The 23,485-nt window shown below is 41.2% G+C and carries 21 protein-coding genes; 16 read left to right on the top strand and 5 right to left on the bottom strand.

The features are described from left to right. Positions 1-49 precede the first annotated feature (49 nt). Genes M2273_RS01270 through M2273_RS01260 form a run of 3 tightly spaced genes read left to right on the top strand, consistent with a single transcriptional unit; the run spans position 50 to position 2,768 of the window. A complete protein-coding gene (locus M2273_RS01270; protein WP_429391984.1) occupies positions 50-970 on the top strand; it encodes a glycosyltransferase family 2 protein in 921 nt (306 codons plus the stop codon). Further along, the gene (locus M2273_RS01265; RefSeq protein WP_429391982.1) at positions 967-2,133 is read left to right on the top strand and encodes a glycosyltransferase family 2 protein; all 1,167 of its coding nucleotides are present in this window, start codon (positions 967-969) and stop codon (positions 2,131-2,133) included. The genes M2273_RS01270 and M2273_RS01265 overlap by 4 nt, the downstream gene beginning before the upstream one ends. Positions 2,134-2,150: 17 nt before the next feature. Further along, positions 2,151-2,768 (top strand): acyltransferase, encoded by a 618-nt coding sequence (locus M2273_RS01260; protein WP_429391980.1) that lies wholly within the window; start codon positions 2,151-2,153, stop codon positions 2,766-2,768. A 67-nt stretch (positions 2,769-2,835) separates the two neighbouring features. On the opposite strand, the gene M2273_RS01255 is transcribed toward M2273_RS01260, so the two are convergent. Next, entirely contained in the window at positions 2,836-3,642 is an 807-nt protein-coding gene (locus tag M2273_RS01255; RefSeq protein ID WP_429391979.1) for a glycosyltransferase family 2 protein, read from the bottom strand. Positions 3,643-3,978: 336 nt separating this feature from the next. On the opposite strand from M2273_RS01255, the gene M2273_RS01250 reads away from it, so the two are divergent. From M2273_RS01250 to M2273_RS01210, 9 genes are all read left to right on the top strand, one after another. Then, positions 3,979-4,410: a hypothetical protein gene (locus tag M2273_RS01250; RefSeq protein ID WP_429391977.1), complete on the top strand. Its 432-nt coding sequence runs from the start codon at positions 3,979-3,981 to the stop codon at positions 4,408-4,410. A gap of 489 nt (positions 4,411-4,899) precedes the next feature. Continuing rightward, entirely contained in the window at positions 4,900-5,541 is a 642-nt protein-coding gene (locus M2273_RS01245; protein WP_429391975.1) for a GNAT family N-acetyltransferase, read from the top strand. Between the two features lie 38 nt (positions 5,542-5,579). Then, positions 5,580-5,945, top strand: coding sequence for a four helix bundle protein (locus tag M2273_RS01240; protein ID WP_429391973.1), 366 nt, complete (start codon positions 5,580-5,582; stop codon positions 5,943-5,945). A 32-nt stretch (positions 5,946-5,977) separates the two neighbouring features. Further along, positions 5,978-7,180, top strand: a complete 1,203-nt coding sequence (gene argG / locus M2273_RS01235) for an argininosuccinate synthase (RefSeq protein ID WP_429391970.1) — start codon at positions 5,978-5,980, stop codon at positions 7,178-7,180. Beyond that, on the top strand, positions 7,173-7,526 hold the full coding sequence (locus M2273_RS01230; RefSeq protein WP_429391968.1) for a cupin domain-containing protein: 354 nt from the start codon (positions 7,173-7,175) through the stop codon (positions 7,524-7,526). The genes argG and M2273_RS01230 overlap by 8 nt, the downstream gene beginning before the upstream one ends. Then, entirely contained in the window at positions 7,504-8,502 is a 999-nt protein-coding gene (argC, locus tag M2273_RS01225) for an N-acetyl-gamma-glutamyl-phosphate reductase (RefSeq protein WP_429391966.1), read from the top strand. Before M2273_RS01230 ends, argC begins: the two co-directional genes overlap by 23 nt. Before the next feature lie 65 nt (positions 8,503-8,567). Continuing rightward, entirely contained in the window at positions 8,568-9,695 is a 1,128-nt protein-coding gene (locus tag M2273_RS01220; protein WP_429391965.1) for an aspartate aminotransferase family protein, read from the top strand. Positions 9,696-9,718: 23 nt separating this feature from the next. Further along, on the top strand, positions 9,719-10,666 hold the full coding sequence (locus tag M2273_RS01215) for an N-acetylornithine carbamoyltransferase (RefSeq protein ID WP_429391962.1): 948 nt from the start codon (positions 9,719-9,721) through the stop codon (positions 10,664-10,666). Between the two features lie 215 nt (positions 10,667-10,881). Then, positions 10,882-11,499 carry an FMN-binding negative transcriptional regulator gene (locus tag M2273_RS01210; protein ID WP_429391960.1) on the top strand — a complete coding sequence of 206 codons (618 nt, stop codon included), beginning with the start codon at positions 10,882-10,884 and terminating at the stop codon, positions 11,497-11,499. Here the strand turns inward: M2273_RS01210 and M2273_RS01205 are convergent. Both M2273_RS01205 and M2273_RS01200 read right to left on the bottom strand, forming a co-directional pair. Further along, a complete protein-coding gene (locus M2273_RS01205) occupies positions 11,489-12,733 on the bottom strand; it encodes a cation:proton antiporter (protein ID WP_429391957.1) in 1,245 nt (414 codons plus the stop codon). The genes M2273_RS01210 and M2273_RS01205 overlap by 11 nt on opposite strands. A 60-nt stretch (positions 12,734-12,793) precedes the next feature. After that, positions 12,794-14,092: an NAD(P)/FAD-dependent oxidoreductase gene (locus M2273_RS01200; RefSeq protein ID WP_429391955.1), complete on the bottom strand. Its 1,299-nt coding sequence runs from the start codon at positions 14,090-14,092 to the stop codon at positions 12,794-12,796. Positions 14,093-14,295: 203 nt separating this feature from the next. Here M2273_RS01200 and argB point away from each other — a divergent pair, with 203 nt between their 5' ends. The 4 genes from argB (at position 14,296) to M2273_RS01180 (ending at position 20,552) form a co-directional block, all read left to right on the top strand. Then, a complete protein-coding gene (argB, locus tag M2273_RS01195; RefSeq protein ID WP_429391953.1) occupies positions 14,296-15,141 on the top strand; it encodes an acetylglutamate kinase in 846 nt (281 codons plus the stop codon). After that, a complete protein-coding gene (gene proC, locus M2273_RS01190; protein ID WP_429391952.1) occupies positions 15,138-15,956 on the top strand; it encodes a pyrroline-5-carboxylate reductase in 819 nt (272 codons plus the stop codon). Before argB ends, proC begins: the two co-directional genes overlap by 4 nt. Before the next feature lie 186 nt (positions 15,957-16,142). Then, on the top strand, positions 16,143-17,519 hold the full coding sequence (locus tag M2273_RS01185; RefSeq protein WP_429391949.1) for an aspartate kinase: 1,377 nt from the start codon (positions 16,143-16,145) through the stop codon (positions 17,517-17,519). A 222-nt stretch (positions 17,520-17,741) separates the two neighbouring features. Then, positions 17,742-20,552, top strand: a complete 2,811-nt coding sequence (locus M2273_RS01180; protein WP_429391946.1) for a prolyl oligopeptidase family serine peptidase — start codon at positions 17,742-17,744, stop codon at positions 20,550-20,552. 162 nt (positions 20,553-20,714) lie between these two features. On the opposite strand, the gene M2273_RS01175 is transcribed toward M2273_RS01180, so the two are convergent. Beyond that, positions 20,715-22,190: a dihydrolipoamide acetyltransferase family protein gene (locus tag M2273_RS01175; RefSeq protein WP_429391944.1), complete on the bottom strand. Its 1,476-nt coding sequence runs from the start codon at positions 22,188-22,190 to the stop codon at positions 20,715-20,717. Positions 22,191-22,245: 55 nt separating this feature from the next. After that, on the bottom strand, positions 22,246-23,481 hold the full coding sequence (locus tag M2273_RS01170) for a competence/damage-inducible protein A (RefSeq protein WP_429391941.1): 1,236 nt from the start codon (positions 23,479-23,481) through the stop codon (positions 22,246-22,248). Positions 23,482-23,485 lie beyond the last annotated feature (4 nt).

Raw genomic sequence — 23,485 nt, 5'->3', positions numbered from 1 at the left:
AACAAAACAGGGGCATCAGGAGCTTTGTTTTTTTTCAACTTTTATTTACATGAAGCCAGTTTCCATCATTACGGTTAATTTCAATCAAGGTTACGTTACACAGGCGCTTTTATCATCAATTGACTTAACAAATAATTATTCCCCGGTTGAAATTATTGTGGTTGATAACGGCAGCGCGGTAAATAGTGTTCCAGAATGGACTATAAAATACCCGCATATTAAATTTATCCGCTCGGAGGAAAATCTGGGTTTTGCCGGAGGGAACAACCTTGGCATAAAAGAAGCCGCCGGCGACTATCTTTTCCTGGTTAATAACGATACGGTGTTTACACCGGGGCTTATAGAAACGTTGGTAAATACGCTTGAAAGTAATCCGCGCATCGGAATGGTATCGCCTAAGATCAGGTATTTTGACCAGCCCGATATGCTGCAGTATATGGGGTTTACATCAATGAACTATTTTACAGCGCGAAACTATTGTACAGGCCAGTTTGAAGTAGATAAAGGGCAGTACGATCAGTTAACCGGCCCCACGGGCTATGCACATGGCGCTGCCATGATGATCAGAAAAGAATGCGTTGAAAAAGCCGGTCTTATGGCCGAAAATTTCTTTTTATATTATGAGGAAATGGATTGGTGCGACCGTATTAAAAAGGCGGGCTATGAAATATGGCTGGTTAGCGGCGCGCTCATCTATCACAAAGAATCGGTTTCAGTGGGGAAGGCCAGTGTATTAAAAGAGTATTTTATGAACAGGAACAGGATTCTGTTCATCCGCAGAAATGCCCCCTTCCACGCGAGAATTATATTTTATTTATATTTTTTTACCATTGTTGTATCCCGCAACCTGTTAAAATACGTACAAATGGGACGTACTGATTTCATTAAGTGGCTATTCAGGGCAATTTGGTGGAATATGACTAACAACAAGAACAGTAAAAATTTGGGGTATCCCATCAAAAAAATATGATCATCACATTCTGGGTAGGTTTATTTATCATTTTTTATGCGTTTCTTGGATACGGTATTCTACTCTTTATTTTGATAAAGATCAAACGTATGATAAGCGGAAAACCCGTTATCCCCCAAGTGGTAAACCTGCCAACATGCACGCTAATTGTGGCAGCTTATAACGAGGAATCGGTTATAGAGGAAAAAATCAAGAACAGCATAGATCTCATTTATCCCGAAAACAGGTTAAAGTTTATTTTTATAACTGACGGCTCTACTGATAAAACAGCGGATATGGTGGCAAAATACCCGCAGATCAAACACATGCATTCGGCAGCACGAATGGGGAAAATGGCGGCCGTACATCGTGCGGTGGCCGCTGTAGATACGGATGTCATCGTTTTTACCGATGCCAATACTTTTCTAAACACTGAGGCCATCGTAAATATCTGCAGGCATTATGCCAACCCGAAAGTTGGAGCTGTTGCTGGTGAAAAGCGGGTACACATTTCTGAAAATGCCGATGCCACTGCCGGCGAAGGATTTTATTGGAAATATGAATCCAGATTAAAAATATGGGATTCTGAACTTTACTCGGTTGTAGGCGCCGCTGGCGAACTGTTTAGTGTACGAACAGCCCTGTACCAGCCGGTTCCGTCAAATGCCATCATTGACGATTTCATGATCTCCATGTTGATAGCTAAAAAAGGCTATAAAATTATATACGAACCCGATGCCTACGCGCTTGAAACCGCCTCAGAAGATATCGGAGAAGAGATGAAGCGCAAGGTGCGCATTGCGGCGGGCGGCCTGCAATCCATCATCTGGTTAAAAAGCTTGCTTTTACCATTTAAGCTGCCGGTGCTGTCACTTCAGTATATAAGCCACCGGGTGCTGCGGTGGACAGTGGTGCCATTCCTGATGATATTGGTACTGCTGTTAAATATATTAATTGTTGCGGCTGGTGGCAGTCCGTTTATCTTTCGGCTCATATTGTGTTTGCAGCTGGCATTTTACAGCATGTCTTTATTTGGATGGCTGCTGGAAACGCGACAGGTAAAAGTTAAAATACTCTTTATCCCCTTTTACTTCTGCATGATGAATTATGCAGTAATCAGAGGCATATTCCGTTTTGCAGCCGGCAGACAAAGTGCTGTCTGGGATAAAGCAAAAAGGAAATAAATGTTATATATAAAACCATGTCGCTGAAAGAGAAAATAAAAGGCAATCCCGGTTTAAAAAAACTGGTTCACTGGATGTTGATCCCACCTGGTGAGGCAAGGCCCCGCCTGTGGGTAAGGCTGTTTCTTAATCCGTTTATACACCACTACGGTAAAGGCTCAAAAGTCAGATACCGGACCCGTATGGACGTGCTGCCTTTTAACAAGTTCAACCTGGGAAAGGGATCAACTATTGAAAGTTTTTCCACTGTCAATAACGGTGTTGGTGACGTCATTATCGGTGATGGTACGCTTATCGGCATGAGCAATGTTATCATTGGGCCGGTTAATATCGGCAATAACGTAATTTTAGCGCAGAATATCGTAGTTAGCGGCCTCAATCATGAATACAGAAATACGGATATTGCCATAAAGGATCAAAAAATCATAACGGCCACCATAACCATTGAGGACGATTGCTGGATTGCAGCCAATGCAGTTATCACAGCCGGTGTAACCATTGGTAAACACAGCGTTGTTGGCGGAGGTGCAGTAATTACCAGGGATGTGCCTGCCTACTCCGTAGCTGTGGGTAACCCGGCCAGGATAATTAAAAGATTTGATTTTGAAATGGGCAACTGGATATCCGTCAAATAGTACGCTTAAATAAATTAAATATGCTGTTTTACCGCATCACAAGTGAAAAACACTTTTGCTGACTGGTTTAAAAGTTAAATAGGCGTTTAAGTCTTTTCCCGACAGCTTTCCAGAGGCCACCATCAATTTGCAGGCGCCTGTCCGTTGTCCATACCACTGCGTTGGATTTGCCTACCCTGTACATTTTTCCAAAGCCTTTATCTGTAAGTTTTAAAGCCAGAAAGCCATCTTCATTAGTTCCGGGTGGATGGTTAAAACCATCAACCTGCAACCCCTGCTCACGCCTAAAACCCGAGTTAAAGCCATAAACATTTACCGCCTCGCTTTTTTTAAATTTGTTATAAAATCTTGTCAGGTCTGCAAGCATCTCATAAAAATAATAAGTGACCCTGCCGGTGCTGCCGATAGGAATAAAAGAAAATGTTCCGTAGGTAATAGCTACCTTGTTGTTATCCAGCGGCTTGACCATCTCCTCTATCCAATCCCTCGGGTATATGGTATCGGCGTCTGCATTTAAGATATATTTACCTTTGGCCTTTGCCAAACCAGCGTTACGCGCCGGGGTAATACCTTGTGTTGTTTCCAGGATGCAGGTTACGCCGCAGGCTTCGGCCAGCGCTCCTGTACTATCGGCGGAGTTGTTATTGACCACAATGATTTCAACCCCCCTGTCAGTGATATTATTACAGAGCGATGCCAGTACAGGCACTATATTTTCCTCTTCGTTATAGGCAGGCATTACAACGGATATCTCCGGCTCACCTTTTACCAGTTTTTTTTGGTAAGCTACTTTAATCTGCTCAAGAACTGTAGGCTCGCGGCTGTTATTTTGAAGATAATCACTAATATATTTTGGAATAAAAACCGGCTTCATGAGGGTGCGTTAGTTAAAATAATACGTCAATCAACATATTACGCCTATACGAATATTGTAGTAGCTATGTTTTAGTTATTTCGCGTAAATGGACTTTGTTTTGAAATAAGCACATGAATTGCTTCAGTTTATTAATAAATGCTGTCGCCCCGAATAGGCGTCCTGCTGTCCTTGTCCATTTAGGATCAACAGGTGGTATGTTTTAAAATACAATTGTTTTATACTCACTATCAATAACTTGCTATTTATTTTATATTTTTATAGAACTATGTATTGCATAATACTATACAAAACAAGTATCTTTATTTGAGTTTTAAACCTATTAAAGTCAAAATCATGAAATCAACCCTCCTTGCACTTTTACTGCTGGTAGCCGGCAGTAGTGTATGCCTCGCGCAATGCGACCAAAAATTGAGTCTCACATCTTCAAAAACGGATCACCTTGATGCCAGCGGTAATTTAGAGCGGACCGTAGATGAGCAAACAGTAATTGAAATAAGTAAATCAAACATCTCTGTTATAATTGAGAACGGAAAACAAACACTTACAGGGGTTGTAAAATCAAATATCTGCAACTGGAAAACACCATTTAAAGAGGGAAAAACAATTATTAATAATACCCTTAGTGACGAAGATGGTGATGGTGAAAAGGATTATACACTTACCATTGAAGGAAAAGATGGAAAAGTTACCTTGCTTGTAGAAAGCACGCAAAGGCCCGATAAAAAGTTAAGATTGCTAATTGATAAGTTCGAAGAAGGAAAATAATTATCAGGATACACCTGTAAAATAAAGCACTGTAACTTACATGTAATTGTAAGTACGGTGCTTTTAAGTTAAACTAACTCCCGGCAAAGCAGGTGCTTGCAGCGCTATTTAATTCAATTTAAATGTAATATTTGCTGGTATGTGCGCATGTATCTAAGTTAAACGTGATTAAATCATATTTTTCTTGCATAAATAAAAATTAATGCGATACTTTGCACAAAATTTAAAAACACAGTAATACCTCAAAAAATGAATCAACAAAGCTTAAATAAGCCTGCAATAAGAGCAACATTTGCTCCGGCTGCCGCTGCTTTGGTTTCAACTGTTTTTTTATGCTGCCCTCCCCGACGAAGGCCCTATATGCCACGGGTTTGAATTAATTTCCTGTCCTGAACCCCTCAAAAAGAAAGTTTTTAAACTTCTTTTTAAAAAAACCATCTAATTATTAAGGCTATTAAGCCAATTAATTTAACGGTAATATCTATTTCAATGACCATACAAGATTTTGATATTAAGGTTGCTACAGCCCAGCATGTAGATTATGCCCCCCAGATATGTGACGAAATGGCCGAGTCGGCAAAGGCCCGCGGCACGGGTATCGCACAACGTTCGCCTGAATATGTGGCCAACAAAATGCTGGAAGGAAAGGCGGTTATTGCCTTGCATAAAGACGGTACCTGGGCCGGTTTCTGCTACATTGAAACATGGAGCCATGGCGATTTTGTGGCCAATTCGGGCCTCATTGTTAATCCCCAGTTTCGTAAGGCGGGCTTAGCTAAAGCCATTAAACACAAGATATTTCAGCTTTCACGTACTAAGTATCCTGATGCCAAAATTTTTGGTTTAACCACCGGATTGGCTGTAATGAAGATCAATTCAGAACTCGGTTATGAACCGGTAACCTACTCTGAACTTACCCAGGACGAAAACTTTTGGGCGGGCTGCAAAAGTTGTGTTAACTATGATATATTAACCAGCAAGGAGCGTAAAAACTGCATGTGTACCGCCATGCTGTTTGATCCAGCCGAAAAACAAAAACAGGACGAAGAAAAAATGAAAAGGATAACCCACAAGGCTACCTTGCTTGAGCGTATTGAAAATGCCATAAAAAAGCGTATCGGACAAGAATAGGTGAAAGGTTAAGGGTGAAAGGTTAAAAAATAGAGGTAATGAGAGATTATAAAAAACTTGACTTTTGGAAAAGATCACATTTGTTAACAAAGCAAGTTTATGCCGATGTTTTGCCTATTATGCCCAATGAAGAACGTTTTGCCTTGACAAACCAGCTCCGCCGATCAACCTATTCAATTCCGTTAAACATTGTGGAGGGTTGTGGTAAAAACACAGATAAAGACTTTGCTCATTATCTTGACAATGCATTAGGATCGGCACATGAAGTAGAATATACTTGCTACTTAATCTATGACCTTGGGTTTATCCCAAAAGAAATTTACGATAAAATACACACTGCAATTAATGAAGTGAAAGCTATGTTAATTGGATTTATAAAATTTTTAAGAGGCGAAAACCTTTAACCCTTAACCTTTCGCCTTTAACCTTAGAAAGCATGAAGAAAAAAGTAGTATTAGCTTATAGCGGAGGATTAGACACCTCATTTTGCTGTATATATTTAACACAGGACCTGGGTTACGAAGTTCATTCTGTTATTGTAAATACAGGTGGCTTTAGTGATGAAGAATTAAAAGGTGTTGAAGAACGCGCCTACAAAATGGGCGTTACATCACACCACGTGGTTGACGAAACAACAAACTTTTACAATACCTGTGTACGCTTTTTAATTTATGGTAACGTTTTAAAAAACAACACCTATCCCCTTTCAGTAAGTGCCGAGCGTGTAAGCCAGGCTACTGCTATTGCAAATTATGCTAAAGAAATAGGTGCCGAATATGTAGCGCATGGCAGTACCGGTGCCGGTAACGATCAGGTACGTTTTGATATGATCTTCAATATTCTTGTTCCCGAAGTTCAGATCATCACCCCTATCCGTGACCTGAAACTGAGCCGTGAGGAAGAGATCGATTACCTGAAAAAACATGGTGTGGATATGAACTTTGAAAAAGCAAAGTATTCTATCAACAAAGGTATCTGGGGAACTTCAGTTGGTGGTAAAGAAACCCTTACCTCAAACTTAGGTTTACCAGAAGAGGCATGGCCTACCCAGGTTACCGAATCTGAAGTAAAAAACCTTGAACTTGTTTTTGAAAAAGGTGAGCTCATTGGTATTGATCAGGAAAGATACGATCATCCAACCAAAGCTATACAGGCACTGCAGGCCATTGCCCAACCCTATGGTATTGGCCGTGACATTCATGTAGGTGATACTATCATTGGTATTAAGGGCCGTGTAGGCTTTGAAGCCGCCGCGCCAATGGTGATCATCAAAGCTCACCATACTTTAGAGAAACATGTGCTTACCAAATGGCAGTTATCATGGAAAGACCAGCTATCTGCATTTTATGGCAACTGGCTGCATGAAGGTCAGTTTCATGACCCTATTATGCGCAACATAGAGGCATTTTTAACCGATACACAGCAAAACGTAAGCGGCAAGGTATTTGTACAACTGCATCCATATCGTTTCCAGGTGATCGGTATTGAGTCTGATCACGATCTGATGTCGAACAAGTTTGGCAGCTATGGCGAAATGAATAATGCATGGTCAGGCGAAGATGTTAAAGGCTTCTCTAAAATATTTGGCAACCAGGTAATGATCTATCATAAAGTTAATAACCCCAATCAAAATGATTAATAAAGCTTTCTCAAAGGGTAACTGTTTAAAACACTACAACTGGGGCGACGATTGTCATGGCTGGACTTTTATTGATACCGAAGCCCTATCAGTTAAACAGGAATTAATGCCGCCTGATACGGCAGAACAGTTACACTATCACGAAAAAGCTACGCAGGTATTCTTCATTTTAAAAGGAAGAGCTACTTTCTCTATTGATGGCAACATCACGGAGTTAAAACCAGAGCAGGGCATTGAGATCTTGCCCGGTCAAAAACACTTCATCAGTAATAATGACCGGAGCGACCTGGAGTTTATTTTATACTCTTATCCATCTACAAACAATGACAGGATCGAAATTAAATAAAGTACGCGCCGGCATCATTGGCGGCGCCGGATATACCGGAGGTGAAATGTTGCGTATACTAATCAATCACACTGATGTGGAGATTGTTTTTGTACATAGCAACAGCAATACCGGTAATCATATTTACGAGGTACATACCGATCTTTTTGGTGATACCAACCTCCGCTTTACTGGCGAGCTTTCCTTCGCTATTGATGTGCTTTTTCTGTGCGTTGGCCATGGTGATGCTAAAAAATTCCTGGAGTCAAATAATATCCCTGATCACATTAAGATCATTGATCTGAGCCAGGATTTTAGGTTAAGCCAAAATTCAAAATTTAAAAGCAAAAACTTTGTTTACGGACTGCCTGAATTAAACAGGGAAGTGATCAAAACAGCTGATAATATTGCCAACCCGGGTTGTTTTGCTACTTGTTTGCAGTTGGGTTTATTGCCACTTGCAGCTAAGGGTTTATTAAATAACGAAGTGCATGTTGCAGCAACAACCGGCTCAACCGGCGCAGGACAAAGCTTAGCGGCTACCTCCCACTTTACCTGGCGAAATGACAATCTGTCTGTTTATAAGGCATTTAATCACCAGCACTTGAACGAGATTGGTCAGTCACTAAAGCAGTTGCAAGCTGATTTTAGTAAAGCGATAAATTTCATTCCTTATCGTGGTGATTTTACCCGGGGCATTATAGCTTCTATATATACCGACAGTGATCTGAGTGCCGAAGCAGCGCTTAAGCTTTACCAGGATTATTATGCAGGCGATCCGTTTACACATGTAACCGACCGAAATATAGATTTGAAGCAGGTTGTAAACACGAATAAATGCTTTATACAGGTCACTAAACACGAAGGCAAAATATTAATAATAAGCATCTTAGATAATTTACTAAAAGGAGCATCAGGTCAGGCAGTTCAAAATATGAACTTGCTATTTGGCCTGGATGAACGAGCCGGGCTGCGATTGAAGGCCACGGGATTTTAGCCCCCCAGCCCCCTAAAGGGGGAGTATTAAATTAACTAAGTGTTCAAGCTTTTAGCTTAAAAAAAATGAAATTATTCGACGTATATCCGGTCAATCCAATAAATATAGTAAGAGGCCAGGGCAGTCTGGTTTATGATAATCAAGACACAGAATACCTTGATATGTATGGCGGTCACGCCGTAATATCCATAGGCCACACCCATCCGCATTATGTAAAACGGTTGGAAGACCAGTTACATCAGTTGGGATTTTATTCCAATTCTATCGAGATCCCTATTCAAAAAGAACTGGCTACCAAGTTAGGCCAGGTATCGGGCAAGGAAGATTACCAGTTATTTATGTGTAACTCAGGTGCCGAAGCTAACGAGAACGCTTTAAAACTGGCATCGTTTTATAACGGCAAAAAGAAAGTGATCGCTTTTACTAAAGCATTTCACGGTCGTACATCATTAGCTGTCGCGGTTACTGATAACCCCAAAATTGTTGCTCCTATCAACGAAACTGATAATGTAATATTTTTACCATGGGCAGATGAAGCCGCTTTGGAGCAGGCTTTTGCCACCAATGAAATATCATCTGTAATTATTGAAGGCATACAAGGCGTTGGTGGTATACAGGTTGCTCCTGAAAGTTTTCTGCAAAAGATCCGCTCGCTATGCGATGAGCATAATGCGGTTTTTATAGCCGACTCGGTTCAATGTGGTTATGGGCGTACCGGCAAATTTTTCTCACAGGATTTTGCAGGTGTTGATGCCGATATTTATAGCATGGCAAAAGGTATGGGTAATGGTTTCCCGGTTGGTGGTATCATTATTTCACCTAAAATACAGCCTGCTTATGGCATGCTGGGTACAACTTTTGGCGGTAATCATTTGGCATGTGCCGCCGGTTTAGCTGTATTAGAAGTAATGGAGCAGGATAACCTGATGCAAAATGCAGCCACCATTGGCGATTACCTGATTAAAGAAGTTAAAAAGCTGGAACAGGTTAAAGAAGTACGTGGCCGGGGATTGATGATAGGCATTGAATTGCCTGAAGAATTATCAAATGTGCGTAAGGAGCTTTTATTTAAACATCATATTTTTACAGGCGAGGCTAAACCGAATGTGGTAAGGTTATTACCTGCACTAAATTTAACCAAAGCACATGCCGATAGATTTTTAGAGGCTTTTGTAAGTGTTTTAAATCAATAATTCGTTATTAAATATCCTGGCTAATGAAACTATTTTCTTCTGTTAATGATGTTGCTGATATCAATGCACTGGTAAAAGAAGCATTAGAGCTTAAACAAAATCCATACGCGCACCAGCATTTAGGTAAAAACAAAACGCTGGCATTGGTATTTTTAAACCCAAGTCTGCGTACCCGTATGAGCACTCAAAAGGCAGCCCTTAACCTGGGGATGAATGTAATGGTGCTTAATATAGATAAAGAAGGCTGGGCATTGGAACTGCGCGATGGTGTGATTATGGACGGAAGTACAGTTGAGCATATCCGTGAAGCTGCGGGGGTTATGGGCCAATATGCTGATATCATTGGCGTACGTTCATTTCCAGGATTAAGGAACCGCGAGGAAGATTATAGTGAAATGATATTTAACAAGTTTGTCGAGTTTTGTAAAGTGCCTGTGGTGAGCCTGGAGTCGGCTACCCGCCACCCGCTGCAAAGTTTGGCCGATCTGGTAACTATCCAGGAACTTAAAACTAAAACACGCCCTAAGGTTGTATTAACCTGGGCACCGCATATAAAACCTTTGCCACAGGCCGTACCCAATTCTTTTGCCGAATGGATGTGCAAGGCCGACGTTGATTTTACTATTGCCCAGCCGAAAGGCTATGAACTTTGCGCTGATTTTACAAAGGGAGCTAACATTACTCATAACCAGGATGAAGCATTGGCTGATGCCGATTTCATCTATGTAAAAAACTGGTCGGCCTATGAGCCTTACGGTAATATATTTGGCGGTAATGAAGATTGGATGCTGACTAACGAAAAGCTGAAACAAACCAATAATGCCAAAGTGATGCATTGCCTTCCGGTACGTCGTAACCTGGAGCTATCTGATGAGATATTGGACGGCCCTAACGCTATTGTGGTACACGAGGCCGGTAATCGTGTTTGGGCTGCCCAGGCTGTGTTAAAACAGATGCTGGAGAGTTTGTAGCTCATCTAATTGGGCTGAAGCCCTTTATTAATCTCTTGCAACCGTTGGCTAAAGCCAACGGCAATGAATTTATGAAAATCTTAATTCATTGCCGTCCCATTCATGGGACGGATAGTCAAAGAAAACAAAGGGCTTTAGCCTCAATCTTGGAAAGCTATAAATTTCATTATTGTTGCTATCTTAATTCTTGAATCTTGTAGTCTTGACTCTTTAACATGTACATACCATCGTTCAATAAATTCGATAATGAGCAGGAAGCCATCAACTTTATGCAGCGCTATAGTTTTGCAACTATAGTTACATCGGTGAATGATGTACCTGTTGCAACACACCTTCCCTTTTTGGTGGAGCAGCGTGATGATAAGATCATCTTGTTATCACATTTTGCCAAAGCCAATCCGCAGGCGGCTCAAATTGTGGACAAAAGTGTACTGGTGATATTTACCGAACCTCATGCCTACATATCCCCCAGCAATTATGAAAAAGAGACTAACGTTCCTACCTGGAATTATTTAGCCGTACATGCTTACGGCAAAGCCACATTATTAGCTGAAGGCCAAAAAACTGCAGACCTGTTAGCCCATACCATAAGTACTTTCGAAGCTGACTATTTAAAACAATGGAACGGTCTGCCTGATGACTACAAGCAAAAAATGATGAAAGGCATAGTAGCTTTTGAAATAGTTGTTGATGACTTGCAGGCTAAAAAGAAGTTGAGCCAGAACCGATCAGTACATGAACAAGAAAACATCATTAATACTTTAAGTAAAAGCAAAGAAACAACTGAAAATGAGATAGCTAAATACATGGATAACTTGAAACCTACTCTGTAGGTTTGGATGCCCGGTTGATCATTGCATTTAAAGTGAGGCCCTGCACTATTACCGAAAATATCACTATAAAATAGCTGCCTGATAGTATCAGGTGCCTGTATGGTGTGTCGGGTAAGGACAGTGCCAAAGCTATCGAAATACCTCCCCGCAAACCAGCCCATGTCATGATGTTAATGTTGTTGTAATTTACTTTTAATGTATTGCGTAAAAATGTCAGTGGCAGCATAATGCTTAGCCAGCGTGCAATTAATATCATCACTATAGATATACCGCCTGTTATCCAGTAATTGTTTACATAGGGCAGGTTAATAAGCTGCAAACCAATCATTACAAATAAAATAGTATTCAGCATCTCATCAACCAATTTCCAGAATTTTTCCAATGCTTCATGTGAGCGTTCCTTGTTGTCCTGATTTATAGAATGGCTCCCGGCAAACAGTCCCGCGGTTACTACAGCCAGGGGAATGGAAAAATGAAGTATAGTTGCCAATACAGACAGTCCCATTACCAATGCCAGCGATATTAAAACAATGGTTTGAAAATCTGTAACCGATTTCATGAGTCGTTGGGCAAGGTAGCCCAAAATTGCTCCTGCAGCAATGCCACCCAAAACCTCCTTTATAATAAGCAATATAACTTTTGATAGTTCAATATTCTCCTCGCCCACCCGCGTTATTTCCAGTATAATAACAAACAAAATAAGCCCTATACCATCGTTAAACAATGATTCGCCCGAAATAATAGTTTCCAGGTGTGCAGGCAGCTTTGAGTTTTTTATGATGGCCGATACCGCGACAGGATCTGTTGGTGATACCAATGCCCCAAACAACAGGCAGTAGATGAGCGGCATATGAATATGAAAAAATGGTGCCAGGTAAAACAACAGAAAACCAAAAATAGTTGTCGACAAGATCACTCCCAACGTGCTTAATACAAAAACAGGGCGCATTGCTCTTTTAAGTTTTGCACCATCAAGGTTAAAGGAACTTGAAAACAGCAGAAAGCCCAGCATAATGTTGAGCACGGCTTTTGAAAAATTAATATTCCGGGCAAGTGTGGTCAAATACCTGGCCGAAGCCGGATTTGTTCTATCGACGATCAGTATAATAACAGACGAAACAGTAGCTATTAAAACGATCCCAATAGTACCGGGAAGTTTAGTAAAGCGTGCATTTATATAAGAAAAAAACGCGCTGACAATAACTAATAAGGCGATGATAACAAACAGGTCCATAATTGTTTAACCTATTAGTAATAAAATAAGCTAAACAATGTTTTAAAGACCAAGCTATTTTTATTTCGATTCAGGGTCTGTCATCCTTGTTTCGATGTCAAAGTAACGTATTATCAGACGGTTATCACTGTTTTTAGTAAAATAAGATATTGCCCAGCTAAAAAATATAGTTCCCTTATTGGTAAAGCCAGCCAATGACATGATGTGCACAGCACCCCATAGGATCCAGGCAAAAAATCCTTGCAGGTGAAGCCAACCCAGATCGGCCACTGCCTTATTCCGGCCAATGGTAGCCAATGATCCTTTATCTTTATATTTAAACGGAGCCGTAGCTTCGCCTTTAATAATACGTACCAGGTTTTTGGCTAAGCAATTTCCCTGTTGTATAGCAGCCGGCGCTACACCGGGATGCCCGTTGGGTGTTTCGGGCGTTATCATGGCTGCTACATCGCCTATGGCAAAAATATTGGAATATCCGTTCACCCGGCTTATCTCATCTGTTTGCAGGCGGTTGCCCCTGGTAATAGTGGTTTCGGGCATTCCTCCCGGCACCTCTCCTTTTACACCTGCTGCCCACAAAACATTCCGGGTTAATATAGTGGTACCATCATCAATTTTAAGCTCGATCCCATTATAACTTTGCACATGCACATTGTTAAATATGGTAACTTCCATATCCACTAAAAACTTTTTAGCCTTGGTTGAAGCATCCGGCGAAAATGCAGCCAGTAAATCGGCTTTACCTTCAACCAGGTAAACCTTCATGTTATGTTTTCTTAAACCATGATAATCCTTCATGAGTATCAGCTGCCGCATTTCGGCAAGTGCACCTGAAAGCTCTACCCCGGTGGGGCCTCCGCCCACAACAACAAAGGTCATCAATGCCGCTTTTTCTTCGGGATCTTTAGAAACTAAGGACATTTCGAGATTTTGCAGGATAAGGCTCCGTAAGTTCAGCGCTTCGGGAATATTCTTCATCGGCATGGCAAAATGTTCTATCTCTTTATTACCGAAAAAGTTGGTGTTTGATCCGGTGGCTATAACCAGGTAATCATAATAAATAGTACCTATATTGGTTGTAAGTGTATTATTTTCCGGATTTATCTGCTCTACTTCGGCCAGGGCAAACCTAAAATTGTTCTGTTTAGTAAATATCCTGCGAATAGGGAAACCAATTGAATCGGCAGCTATGCCTCCAGCGGCCACCTGGTAAAGTAGTGGCTGAAAAGTATGGTAATTATGCTTATCCAGCAAAAGCACATCTACCGGCGCATTTTTAAGATTTTTAGCTAATTCCAATCCTCCAAATCCCCCACCTATAATTACTACACGGGGCTTACTGCTTTTTTTTTGATCCATAGGAAAATTTTACTGCAAGTTTAATGCCTTAAAATTTCAATAATACTAATTATTTCATAATCATATTGTAAAGTTGCATATATAATGTATTAATCATTTTTTAACATTTTTTAAATGAAATACACTATAATTTCATATTTTTAGCAGGTTACAGTTTAATTTAATAGAAATTTAGCATCAACGGGGTTATATTATTGTTAAGAATGAATAAAATTGATACAGTTTCAGCAAATTCGGCTCAATTACCAGGAAATAAAAGCTTGTATATAATAAAAATAGGCGGAAACGTTATTGATAACTCCGAAAATCTGTATCATTTTCTGAAAGATTTTGAAAGATTGGATGGTTTTAAAATATTAGTACACGGCGGCGGAAAGGTAGCAACACAAATAGCCGAAGAATTAGGTATTGAAGCTAAACTGGTTGATGGTCGCCGGATTACGGATATTGAAACATTACGAGTGGTTACCATGGTTTACGGAGGTCTAATCAATAAAAATATTGTTGCGCAGTTACAGCGTTTTGGAAACAATGCGATTGGCCTTACCGGGGCCGACGGTAATTTTATCCGTGCTAAAAAGCGTCCTGTAAAAACTATTGATTATGGATTTGTGGGCGATATTGATGACAACTCCATAAATCCCGAAAATATAAGCCGTTTGATGGAAGCCGGCTTTACTCCTGTTTTTTGTGCCTTAACGCACGATGGCGGGGGTCAGTTGCTTAACACTAATGCCGATACTATTGCTTCGGCACTGGCAGTGGCACTTTCATCCCTGTATGAAACTACGCTCATCTATTGCTTTGAGAAAAAGGGTGTGCTACAGGACATTGATGATGAGGATTCATTGATCAGGGAAATTAATCCCGAACATTATGAAGAATTAAAAACCAGGCGTATTATACACAGTGGCATGTTGCCCAAATTAGATAATGCCTTCACCGCCATTTCATGCGGTGTAAAGGCGGTGATCATTGGCAAGTCAGACGACCTTGGACAATTAAAAGATAATAAACCATTTGGAACACGTTTAAGTAAGAACGCATGAACTCATCACAGCATTTAGCCATATTAGGCTCTGGTAACATCGGACTGTCATTAGCCAAAGGGTTAGTTAAAGCAGGAATTTGCAAACCCCAGCAAATTACCCTGACACGCAGAAACGTAGGGGCCTTAACCGAGTATGCCCAATTGGGTTACTATACTACTGATAATAATGTCAAGGCGGTAAAAAAGGCTGACATTATTGTTTTAGCGGTATTACCTCAGCAGCTTAATAAACTATTAGACGAAATACGCCCCACACTTAAGGCCGAAAAACAGCTTTTAATTTCTGTTATATCCGGGGTTAGCTGTAGTGATATTCGCCAGCAGCTTGATCTGAACGTACAGGTAATACGGGCCATGCCTAATACTGCCATTGCTATTGGGCACTCCATGACCTGTATTGCTACTGATAATGGCACCAACAAAAATATAAACCTGGTTAAATCTCTTTTTGACACCGTTGGCGTAACTATACAGATCAATGAAGAATTAATGACATCGGCCACCGCGCTTTGCGCCTGCGGTATTGCCTTTTTCCTGCGTTCTATACGTGCGGCTTCGCAAGGAGGTACCGAAATAGGTTTCCATGCACATGATGCCTTAAAGATGGCCGCGCAAACCGCTAAAGGCGCTGCCGACCTGCTATTACAGCTTTCATCACACCCTGAGCAGGAAATTGACAAGGTTACTTCGCCAAGTGGCTGTACCATCGCGGGCTTAAACGAAATGGAACATAATGGTTTCAGTTCGGCCATGATCAAGGGGATCAAGCTTTCGGCCGAAAAAGCGGGCGACCTTTATAAAAAAACCGAGTAGGTAAAAGATCACATATATACTTTTTTTTGATAAGGAGTATATCATTTTGATACAACTCTACAATAAAGCACAAAAAACTATACAATCTAATAACCAATTATTTAAAGGTGTCATCTTAAATAAACAGCCATTCTTTAACTAAAGGCATAACTTTGGCACTTACGCTTTAAGCGTTTATTTTTTAAAATGTTAACAGTCGAAAAAATCGGCGGCACTTCCATGACCGCTTTAAGTGATGTTATAAAAAACATCATCCTATTTGAACGTACCGGGCAGCAATTATACAATCGCATTTTTGTAGTTTCGGCTTTTTCAGGAGTAACAAACCTCCTGCTCGAAAACAAGAAAACGGGTGCACCTGGGGTTTACCACAAGCTGGCTAATTACAAGAATTTCCATAAGCCGCTAAACGCGCTGATAGTTAAGCTAAAACAGATCAATAAAAGTTACGAAAACCTTGGATTAAACTTAGCCGAAGCTGATAAGTTTATTGAACTGCATATTAAAGATGCCCAAACTTACCTGGAGAACCTGGCTAATATTTTAGCATCGGGCTATGTAAATAAAGATGGCATATTGCTGGCTGCCCGCGAAATATTAGCATCCATTGGCGAAACCCACTCTGCTTTTACTTTCACCAACATATTGCAAAATATGGGTATTAATGCTACACTGGTTGACCTCAGTGGCTTTCACGACCATAGATCATTAACTATTGACCAGCGCATAAAGAAGGATCTGCAGCATATTGATTTCGAAAACACCATCACCATTGTATCGGGATACGCCAAAGGCACCGAAGGGATTATGCGTGAGTTTGACCGCGGATACTCAGAAGTTACCTTCAGTAAAATAGCGGTAGCTGTTAAACCGCAGGAAGCCATTATTCATAAAGAATACCACTTATGTACAGCTGATCCTGAACTGGTGGGTGTAAACAACTGTTTCCCGGTGGGCAATACCAATTATGATGTAGCCGATCAGCTGGCCGATGTGGGTATGGAAGCCATCCACCCTAAAGCGTCAAAGCCATTGGAGATCAATGATATTGATCTCCGTATTAAAAACACTTTTCAGCCGGAGCACCCGGGCACTTTAATTACCCGCGAATATATTTGCGATAAGAAAAGGGTTGAGGTGATAACTGGTACCGAAAGGGTAATGATGATTGATATTTATGATCCATCAATGGTGGGCAATGTTGGTACCGATTTTCATATTATGCAATTGTTTTACAAGTTTGGCGTGAGCTACACTTTTAAGGCAACCAGCGCCAACAGCATATCCATTGTGATATGGGATAAGGATTTTAATAAAAAATTGATACAGGAACTTGAAGATGATTTTGAAAAAGTAACTGTCGAAAAAATGGCGATGGTTTGCCTCATCGGTTCAAATATGGATCAGCCTGGTTTACTCGCTAAATCAGCAACTGCACTGGCTCAAAAAGGCATCAATATCAAAAGCTGCGGCTTTGCATTGCGCAAGGTTAATATTCAGTTCCTGGTAGCCCGGGAAGATTTTAAGGAAGCAATAAAGGCGCTTAATAAGGCGATGATATGATTTCTGAGGTGAAAGGATAAAGGTAAAAAGCGAAAGGTCTTAAGTCTGAACATTTGTTATTTCATCATTCGATATTCAGCATTCATTATTCGATATTATTTTTTACAAGCACCTTTAACCCTTCACCTTTATCCTTTCACCTTCTTCAATTGTAACTTTCCCGTTAGGTAACTTTTATAACCGCTCTGTTTTACGCATATTTAACTCTTACTTAAGTTCCATATGCGTAAAATTTTACTTCTGATACTTTCATTTGTTATTTATTTTGATGCGTTTGCTCAAAATGCAAGTAAAAAACCTCTTGATCATTCTGTTTTTGATGGTTGGCAAAGCATCAGTAACCAGCATATCAGCAATGATGGTAAATGGATTTCGTATGTAATAAAACCCCAGCAAGGCGATGCCGAACTGGTGATTACGGATACCAAAAACAGCAATAAAATAAAAATCCCCCGGGCCGATACCGCTTGCTTTAGTAACGATTCAAAATTTATCACCTTCCTGATCAGGCCATTTTATAAAGCCATCCGCGAAGCAAAAATCAAAAAGAAAAAACAGGCCGATTTCCCAAAAGATACACTGGGTATTATTTCGCTTGGCACACAATCTGTAACAAAAGTACCGGCTATCCGGTCGTTCAAATTGGCTGCTAAGGCCAGTGTCATAGCTTATCTTGCCGCTGCCGATACCGTTAAAAAAACACTGCCTAATGATACTTCCAAAAAGGCGGTCAGTGCCACCATTGCCCCGCCAACTCACGAGGGCGCAGACTTAACTGTAAGTAAATTGCCGGGCAAAGCAAACCGTATATTTAAGTATGTTACCGATTATCAATTAAGCAAAAATGGAAAGCTCATGGCTTTTGCGGTTACCGCGCCTGCAAAGCAAAAGGACATACAATCAGGAATGTATGTTTATGATATTGATAAAAACGCGGTAAAAACAGTAAGTACAGGCCGGGGCAATTATCGTAATATCACCATTGATGATGCGGGCAGGCAACTGGCTTTTACTGCCGAAAAAAATCCGGAAAAAGCATTGGTTAAACCATTTAAATTATACTACTATATACCCACCCGTGATAGTGCCGAAGTTATTGCAGCAGCAGGCATAAACGGCATCCCCCAGCAATGGGCGGTTAGCGGCGATGGCAAAGTTTACTTTAGTAAAAGCGGCAGTAACCTGTTTTTTGGCACCGCCCCTATCCCCAAACCTGCCGATACCACTATAGTTGATTTTGAGGTGGCCAAACTGGATATATGGAATTACAAAGATGATTATCTGCAACCACAACAGTTAAAAAACCTGCAGACGGAATTAAAACGAAGTTATCTTGCAGTTATAAAACCAGATGAAGCTGACCCTGCACCTTTGCAATTGGGCAGTAAGGCCATACAAGAGGTGCAGGTGGCAGAAAATAAAGATGCCCGTTATGTTTTAGGTGTTACCGATACAGGAGCCCGTATACAAGCGCAATGGGAAGGTGGCTCTAAACAGCAAGCCATTTTAATAGATACTAAAAGCGGTAATAAGCGTCTCATTAATGCAAGCACAAGGGCACGTTACCACATCTCGCCCGATGGTAAATATGTGATCTGGTTTGATCTGGAGAAGCAAAACTGGTATAGTTATACCATAACTACCGGTCAAAAAAACAACTTAACCAGTACCACACATACCAAAATGGGCGACGAACTAAACGATGTGCCCGACTATGCATCAGATTATGGCCTTGCCGGTTGGCTACAAGGCGACAAAGCCGTGCTGATATATGACCGTTACGATATATGGAGCATTGACCCGGCCACAGGCTATGCCACTAACTTCACCAAGGGAGTTGGCCGCAAAAACAAACTGATCATGCGGTATGACATGACCGATCCTGAACAAAAATTCATTCCATTGAAGCAGGTTATGTGGCTGCAGGTTCAAAATGAGGCAAATAAACAATGGGGATATTATACCAAATATCCAGAAAGCAAAGCGACTCCTGAAAAGGTAGCCATGATCCCGATGAGTTATAATGACCTGCAAAAAGCTAAAAATGCCGACACTTACATTTATACCAAGGCCAGCTATGAACTGCCACCCGATTTATATGTATCAACCAATTTGAAGAAGGAAATCAAACTGAGCGATATCAATCCTCAACAGGCTGAGTATAACTGGGGAACAGCGTCGCTGGTACAATGGACAACTCCAAAAGGCTTTAAATCGCAAGGCATTTTGTATAAACCGGAGGATTTTGACCCTAATAAAAAATACCCGATGATCGTTTATTTTTACGAAAAACTATCAGACGGACTTTATAATTATGTAGCACCAACCCCTACTCCATCACGCTTGCCTATTTCATTTTTTGTAAGCAACGGATACCTTGTTTTTGCACCTGATATTAGTTATCAAACCGGGCATCCGGGTGCTTCGGCAGTGGAGTTCATTAATTCGGGAGTGGAATCATTGAAGAAAAATGCATGGGTTGATGGTGCTCACATCGGCTTACAGGGCCAAAGCTGGGGAGGTTACCAGGTAGCTTATCTCATCACCCAAACCAATATGTATGCTGCAGCCTGGGCAGGCGCCCCGGTAGCTAATATGACATCGGCCTACGGTGGCATTCGCTGGGAATCTGGTGTAAACAGGCAGTTCCAGTACGAAAAAACACAAAGCCGTATTGGTGCAACTTTATGGGATAAGCCGGAGTTATATATTGAAAACTCCCCGCTGTTTCAATTACCTAAAGTTAAAACCCCCGTGATGATCATGAGTAACGATGCCGATGGCGCTGTGCCCTGGTATCAGGGTATTGAAATGTTTACAGCACTGCGTCGTTTGGGCAAGCCGGTTTGGCTGCTGCAATACAATGGCGAGGCTCATAACCTGGTGCTGCGACAAAACCGTAAAGATATCACCATACGTGAGCAGCAATTTTTTGATCACTTTTTAAAAGGTGCGCCTATGCCGGCCTGGATGGCCAAAGGTGTGCCTGCTGTTGATAAAGGAAAAGACTGGGGCTTTGAGTTGGTGAAATAGATTAACTTTTAGTTTTAAAGTCATGCCGAACTTGTTTCGGCATCCCACCCGCATAGACCATGTCCTGAGAGATCCTGAAACAAGTTCAGGATGACATTTTCAGGTTAATACCAACAAAAAAACCGGGTAATACCCGGTTTTTTTGTTTTATGTGGAGTGCAATTATATTACTCTGTTTATGTCCCACTGTTCAAGGTAATCCGCAACACGTCTTACAAATGATCCGCCCAGGGCACCATCAACTACACGGTGATCGTATGATAACGACAAAAACATCATATGACGGATAGCGATCATGTCGCCCTCTTTTGTTTCAATTACAGCAGGCTTTTTCTTAATGGCGCCTACAGCTAAAATAGCTACCTGAGGCTGGTTTATGATAGGCGTACCCATAACATTACCAAACGAGCCTACGTTTGTAATGGTAAAAGTACCATCCCGTACATCATCAGGTAACAACTTGCCGGTACGTGCCCGGTTAGCCAAATCATTAACAGACTTGGTTATACCCAGCAGATTTAGCTCATCTGCCTTTTTAATTACAGGCACTATGAGATTACCACTTGGCAAAGCAGTAGCCATGCTGATATTAATTGCCGCTTTTTTGATGATCTGCGTACCATTAACGGTTATATTGATCATCGGGAAATCTTTGATCGCTCTTACAACAGCCTCGATGAAGATAGGTGTAAATGTTATTTTTTCGCCTTCGCGTTTTTCAAAACTGTTCTTAACCTTGTCGCGCCATATCACCAGGTTGGTTACATCGGCTTCAACAAATGAAGTAACATGGGGCGAAGTTTGCTTGCTCATTACCATATGATCGGCAATTAAGCGGCGCATCCTGTCCATTTCAATAACTTCATCTATGCCCGATACCGAAGTAGCAGGTGCCTGTTTAAATTCAGCAGGTTGTTGTTCTGTTGGTTTTGCAGGGGCAACCGGAGGTATGGTAACCTGAGGTCTTGCCGGTTCAGGAGCATTAACATATGCCGTAGTTTGTTGTGCTGGTTCTTCCACTTTTTGGGTGACAGCTGGCCTTTGTTTATGCTGAAGATAATTTAAAAGATCATCCTTTGTTAACCTTCCTTCTGAACCACTTCCTGGTATACTATCTAATTCAACGGTATTTATACCTTCCTGGCTGGCTATATTCCTTACCAGCGGCGAATAAAACCGGCCCTCGCTTTTGAATGTTTCAACAGGCTGAGCGGCAGCATTTTGCTTCAATTGCTCTAAACCGGGTATAGATACCGGCTCAGGTGATGCCAGTGGTTGGTAGGCTTCAGGAGATGGTGCGGTATTATGAGCAGAAAACTGTTGCTCATTGTGCTCTTTTTGTTCTATCGCTGTAGATGGCGCAACAGGAGTTGACTCCGGTTCATCCGGGCTAGTTTCACCAGTTTCAATAATTGCTATTACTGATCCAACCTGTACAACATCATTTTCCTTGTATAGCTGCTCAACTAATTTGCCGGTTACCGGAGACGGAACGTCCGAATCAACCTTGTCAGTTGCAATTTCCATTACTGCTTCATCCGCATCTATATGATCTCCTGGGCTTTTTGTCCATTTAATTATAGTTGCTTCTGCAACACTTTCACCCATTTTTGGCAATAATAGTTGGTATTTGGCCATGCGAAAATTATAGTTTCTTTTCCAAAATTAGGGATTTCGATCTGTACTTTGCAACTTATGTGAGTAAAGTATTCAACATTGATAAAGCCATCACCGCACTTCTTTCAATGTTTTGACGGCGTTTATTGCCAAATGTGTATTTCTTTATTAACATTTTTTGACCGCCTGAAACTGCAATCCACACAGTACCAACGGGTTTGTCAATTGTGCCGCCATCGGGTCCGGCTATCCCGGTTACGGATATGGCAAAATCAGATCTGAAATTTAATAAGGCACCTTCAACCATTTCCTTTGCAGTTTCTTCACTAACTGCGCCGTACTTATCAATGGTTTCGTGTTTTACCCCTAAAATACTCTCCTTTAGCTCGTTCGAATAAGTTACGCCACCGCCCAAGAACACTTTGGAGGAGCCCGCATGTTGTGTAAACAGATGTGACAGATAGCCACCTGTACAGCTTTCAGCAACTGATAGGGTAAGTCCTTTAGCAGCCATCTTATCAAGTATTGCTTTTTCAAGCGCAATATCCTGATCAATTACAAAAACAACGCCTATCCGCTCAATTATTTTACCGGCAAAATCATCAACTTGTTTTTGAAGCGATTCCTGATCTTCGCCAAAAGCGCTTAAACGCAAGCGTACCTGACCCAATTTGGGTAAATAAGCGAGTTTAATATAAGGTGGCAGGTCATTTTCAATATCGGCAATACGCTCTGCTAAAAACGATTCGCCCTCGCCTACTGTTAAAATGTTTTTATGAACAATAACAGGGAGCTTTACTGTCGACTTTATTTTGGGCAGCACCTCTTCCTCCATCATGTACATCATTTCAAATGGCACACCGGGCATTGAAACGTAAATAACACCTTCATGATTAAACCACATACCCGGCGCTGTACCGTTATGGTTTAATATTACCTCACAATTTGCCGGAACATAGGCCTGCAACCTGTTAACCTCTAGCAATGGGCGGTTATACCGGGCAAAAATACGCTCTACATTATCCAATGCTTCCTTATTTTCAACAAGGCCTACACCAAAGTATTCAGCTAATGTTTTTTTGGTGATATCATCTTTGGTTGGCCCCAAACCACCGGTAATAAAAACGATGCTGGCCCGGCCTGCCGCTTCGGCTAATGCTTTTAAAATATGTTCTTTATCATCTGATACCGAAGAGATTTGCTTAACACGCACCCCTATTTTGTTAAGTTCAGTAGCCATCCAGGCCGAATTGGTATCAACAATTTGACCTATAAGTATTTCATCGCCTATAGTTATAATTTCTGCCAGCATTTTA

It is taken from the genome of Mucilaginibacter lappiensis, from assembly GCF_050433765.1.
In the GTDB taxonomy this organism is placed as follows: Bacteria; Bacteroidota; Bacteroidia; order Sphingobacteriales; family Sphingobacteriaceae; genus Mucilaginibacter; species Mucilaginibacter lappiensis_A.
This window is presented reverse-complemented; position numbering and strand designations above follow the sequence as displayed.

What these genes read in the sequence shown, in the direction of transcription:
- M2273_RS01205 (WP_429391957.1), bottom strand. Translation starts at nt 12,733, where the DNA reads ATGGACCTGTTTGTTATCATCGCCTTATTAGTTATTGTCAGCGCGTTT.
- M2273_RS01255 (WP_429391979.1), bottom strand. Translation starts at nt 3,642, where the DNA reads ATGAAGCCGGTTTTTATTCCAAAATATATTAGTGATTATCTTCAAAAT.
- M2273_RS01250 (WP_429391977.1), top strand. Translation starts at nt 3,979, where the DNA reads ATGAAATCAACCCTCCTTGCACTTTTACTGCTGGTAGCCGGCAGTAGT.
- M2273_RS01185 (WP_429391949.1), top strand. Translation starts at nt 16,143, where the DNA reads ATGTTAACAGTCGAAAAAATCGGCGGCACTTCCATGACCGCTTTAAGT.
- M2273_RS01200 (WP_429391955.1), bottom strand. Translation starts at nt 14,092, where the DNA reads ATGGATCAAAAAAAAAGCAGTAAGCCCCGTGTAGTAATTATAGGTGGG.
- M2273_RS01230 (WP_429391968.1), top strand. Translation starts at nt 7,173, where the DNA reads ATGATTAATAAAGCTTTCTCAAAGGGTAACTGTTTAAAACACTACAAC.
- M2273_RS01245 (WP_429391975.1), top strand. Translation starts at nt 4,900, where the DNA reads ATGACCATACAAGATTTTGATATTAAGGTTGCTACAGCCCAGCATGTA.
- M2273_RS01210 (WP_429391960.1), top strand. Translation starts at nt 10,882, where the DNA reads ATGTACATACCATCGTTCAATAAATTCGATAATGAGCAGGAAGCCATC.
- M2273_RS01220 (WP_429391965.1), top strand. Translation starts at nt 8,568, where the DNA reads ATGAAATTATTCGACGTATATCCGGTCAATCCAATAAATATAGTAAGA.
- M2273_RS01215 (WP_429391962.1), top strand. Translation starts at nt 9,719, where the DNA reads ATGAAACTATTTTCTTCTGTTAATGATGTTGCTGATATCAATGCACTG.
- argB (WP_429391953.1), top strand. Translation starts at nt 14,296, where the DNA reads ATGAATAAAATTGATACAGTTTCAGCAAATTCGGCTCAATTACCAGGA.
- M2273_RS01270 (WP_429391984.1), top strand. Translation starts at nt 50, where the DNA reads ATGAAGCCAGTTTCCATCATTACGGTTAATTTCAATCAAGGTTACGTT.
- M2273_RS01170 (WP_429391941.1), bottom strand. Translation starts at nt 23,481, where the DNA reads ATGCTGGCAGAAATTATAACTATAGGCGATGAAATACTTATAGGTCAA.
- M2273_RS01180 (WP_429391946.1), top strand. Translation starts at nt 17,742, where the DNA reads ATGCGTAAAATTTTACTTCTGATACTTTCATTTGTTATTTATTTTGAT.
- M2273_RS01260 (WP_429391980.1), top strand. Translation starts at nt 2,151, where the DNA reads ATGTCGCTGAAAGAGAAAATAAAAGGCAATCCCGGTTTAAAAAAACTG.
- M2273_RS01240 (WP_429391973.1), top strand. Translation starts at nt 5,580, where the DNA reads ATGAGAGATTATAAAAAACTTGACTTTTGGAAAAGATCACATTTGTTA.
- M2273_RS01175 (WP_429391944.1), bottom strand. Translation starts at nt 22,190, where the DNA reads ATGGCCAAATACCAACTATTATTGCCAAAAATGGGTGAAAGTGTTGCA.
- proC (WP_429391952.1), top strand. Translation starts at nt 15,138, where the DNA reads ATGAACTCATCACAGCATTTAGCCATATTAGGCTCTGGTAACATCGGA.
- M2273_RS01265 (WP_429391982.1), top strand. Translation starts at nt 967, where the DNA reads ATGATCATCACATTCTGGGTAGGTTTATTTATCATTTTTTATGCGTTT.
- argC (WP_429391966.1), top strand. Translation starts at nt 7,504, where the DNA reads ATGACAGGATCGAAATTAAATAAAGTACGCGCCGGCATCATTGGCGGC.
- argG (WP_429391970.1), top strand. Translation starts at nt 5,978, where the DNA reads ATGAAGAAAAAAGTAGTATTAGCTTATAGCGGAGGATTAGACACCTCA.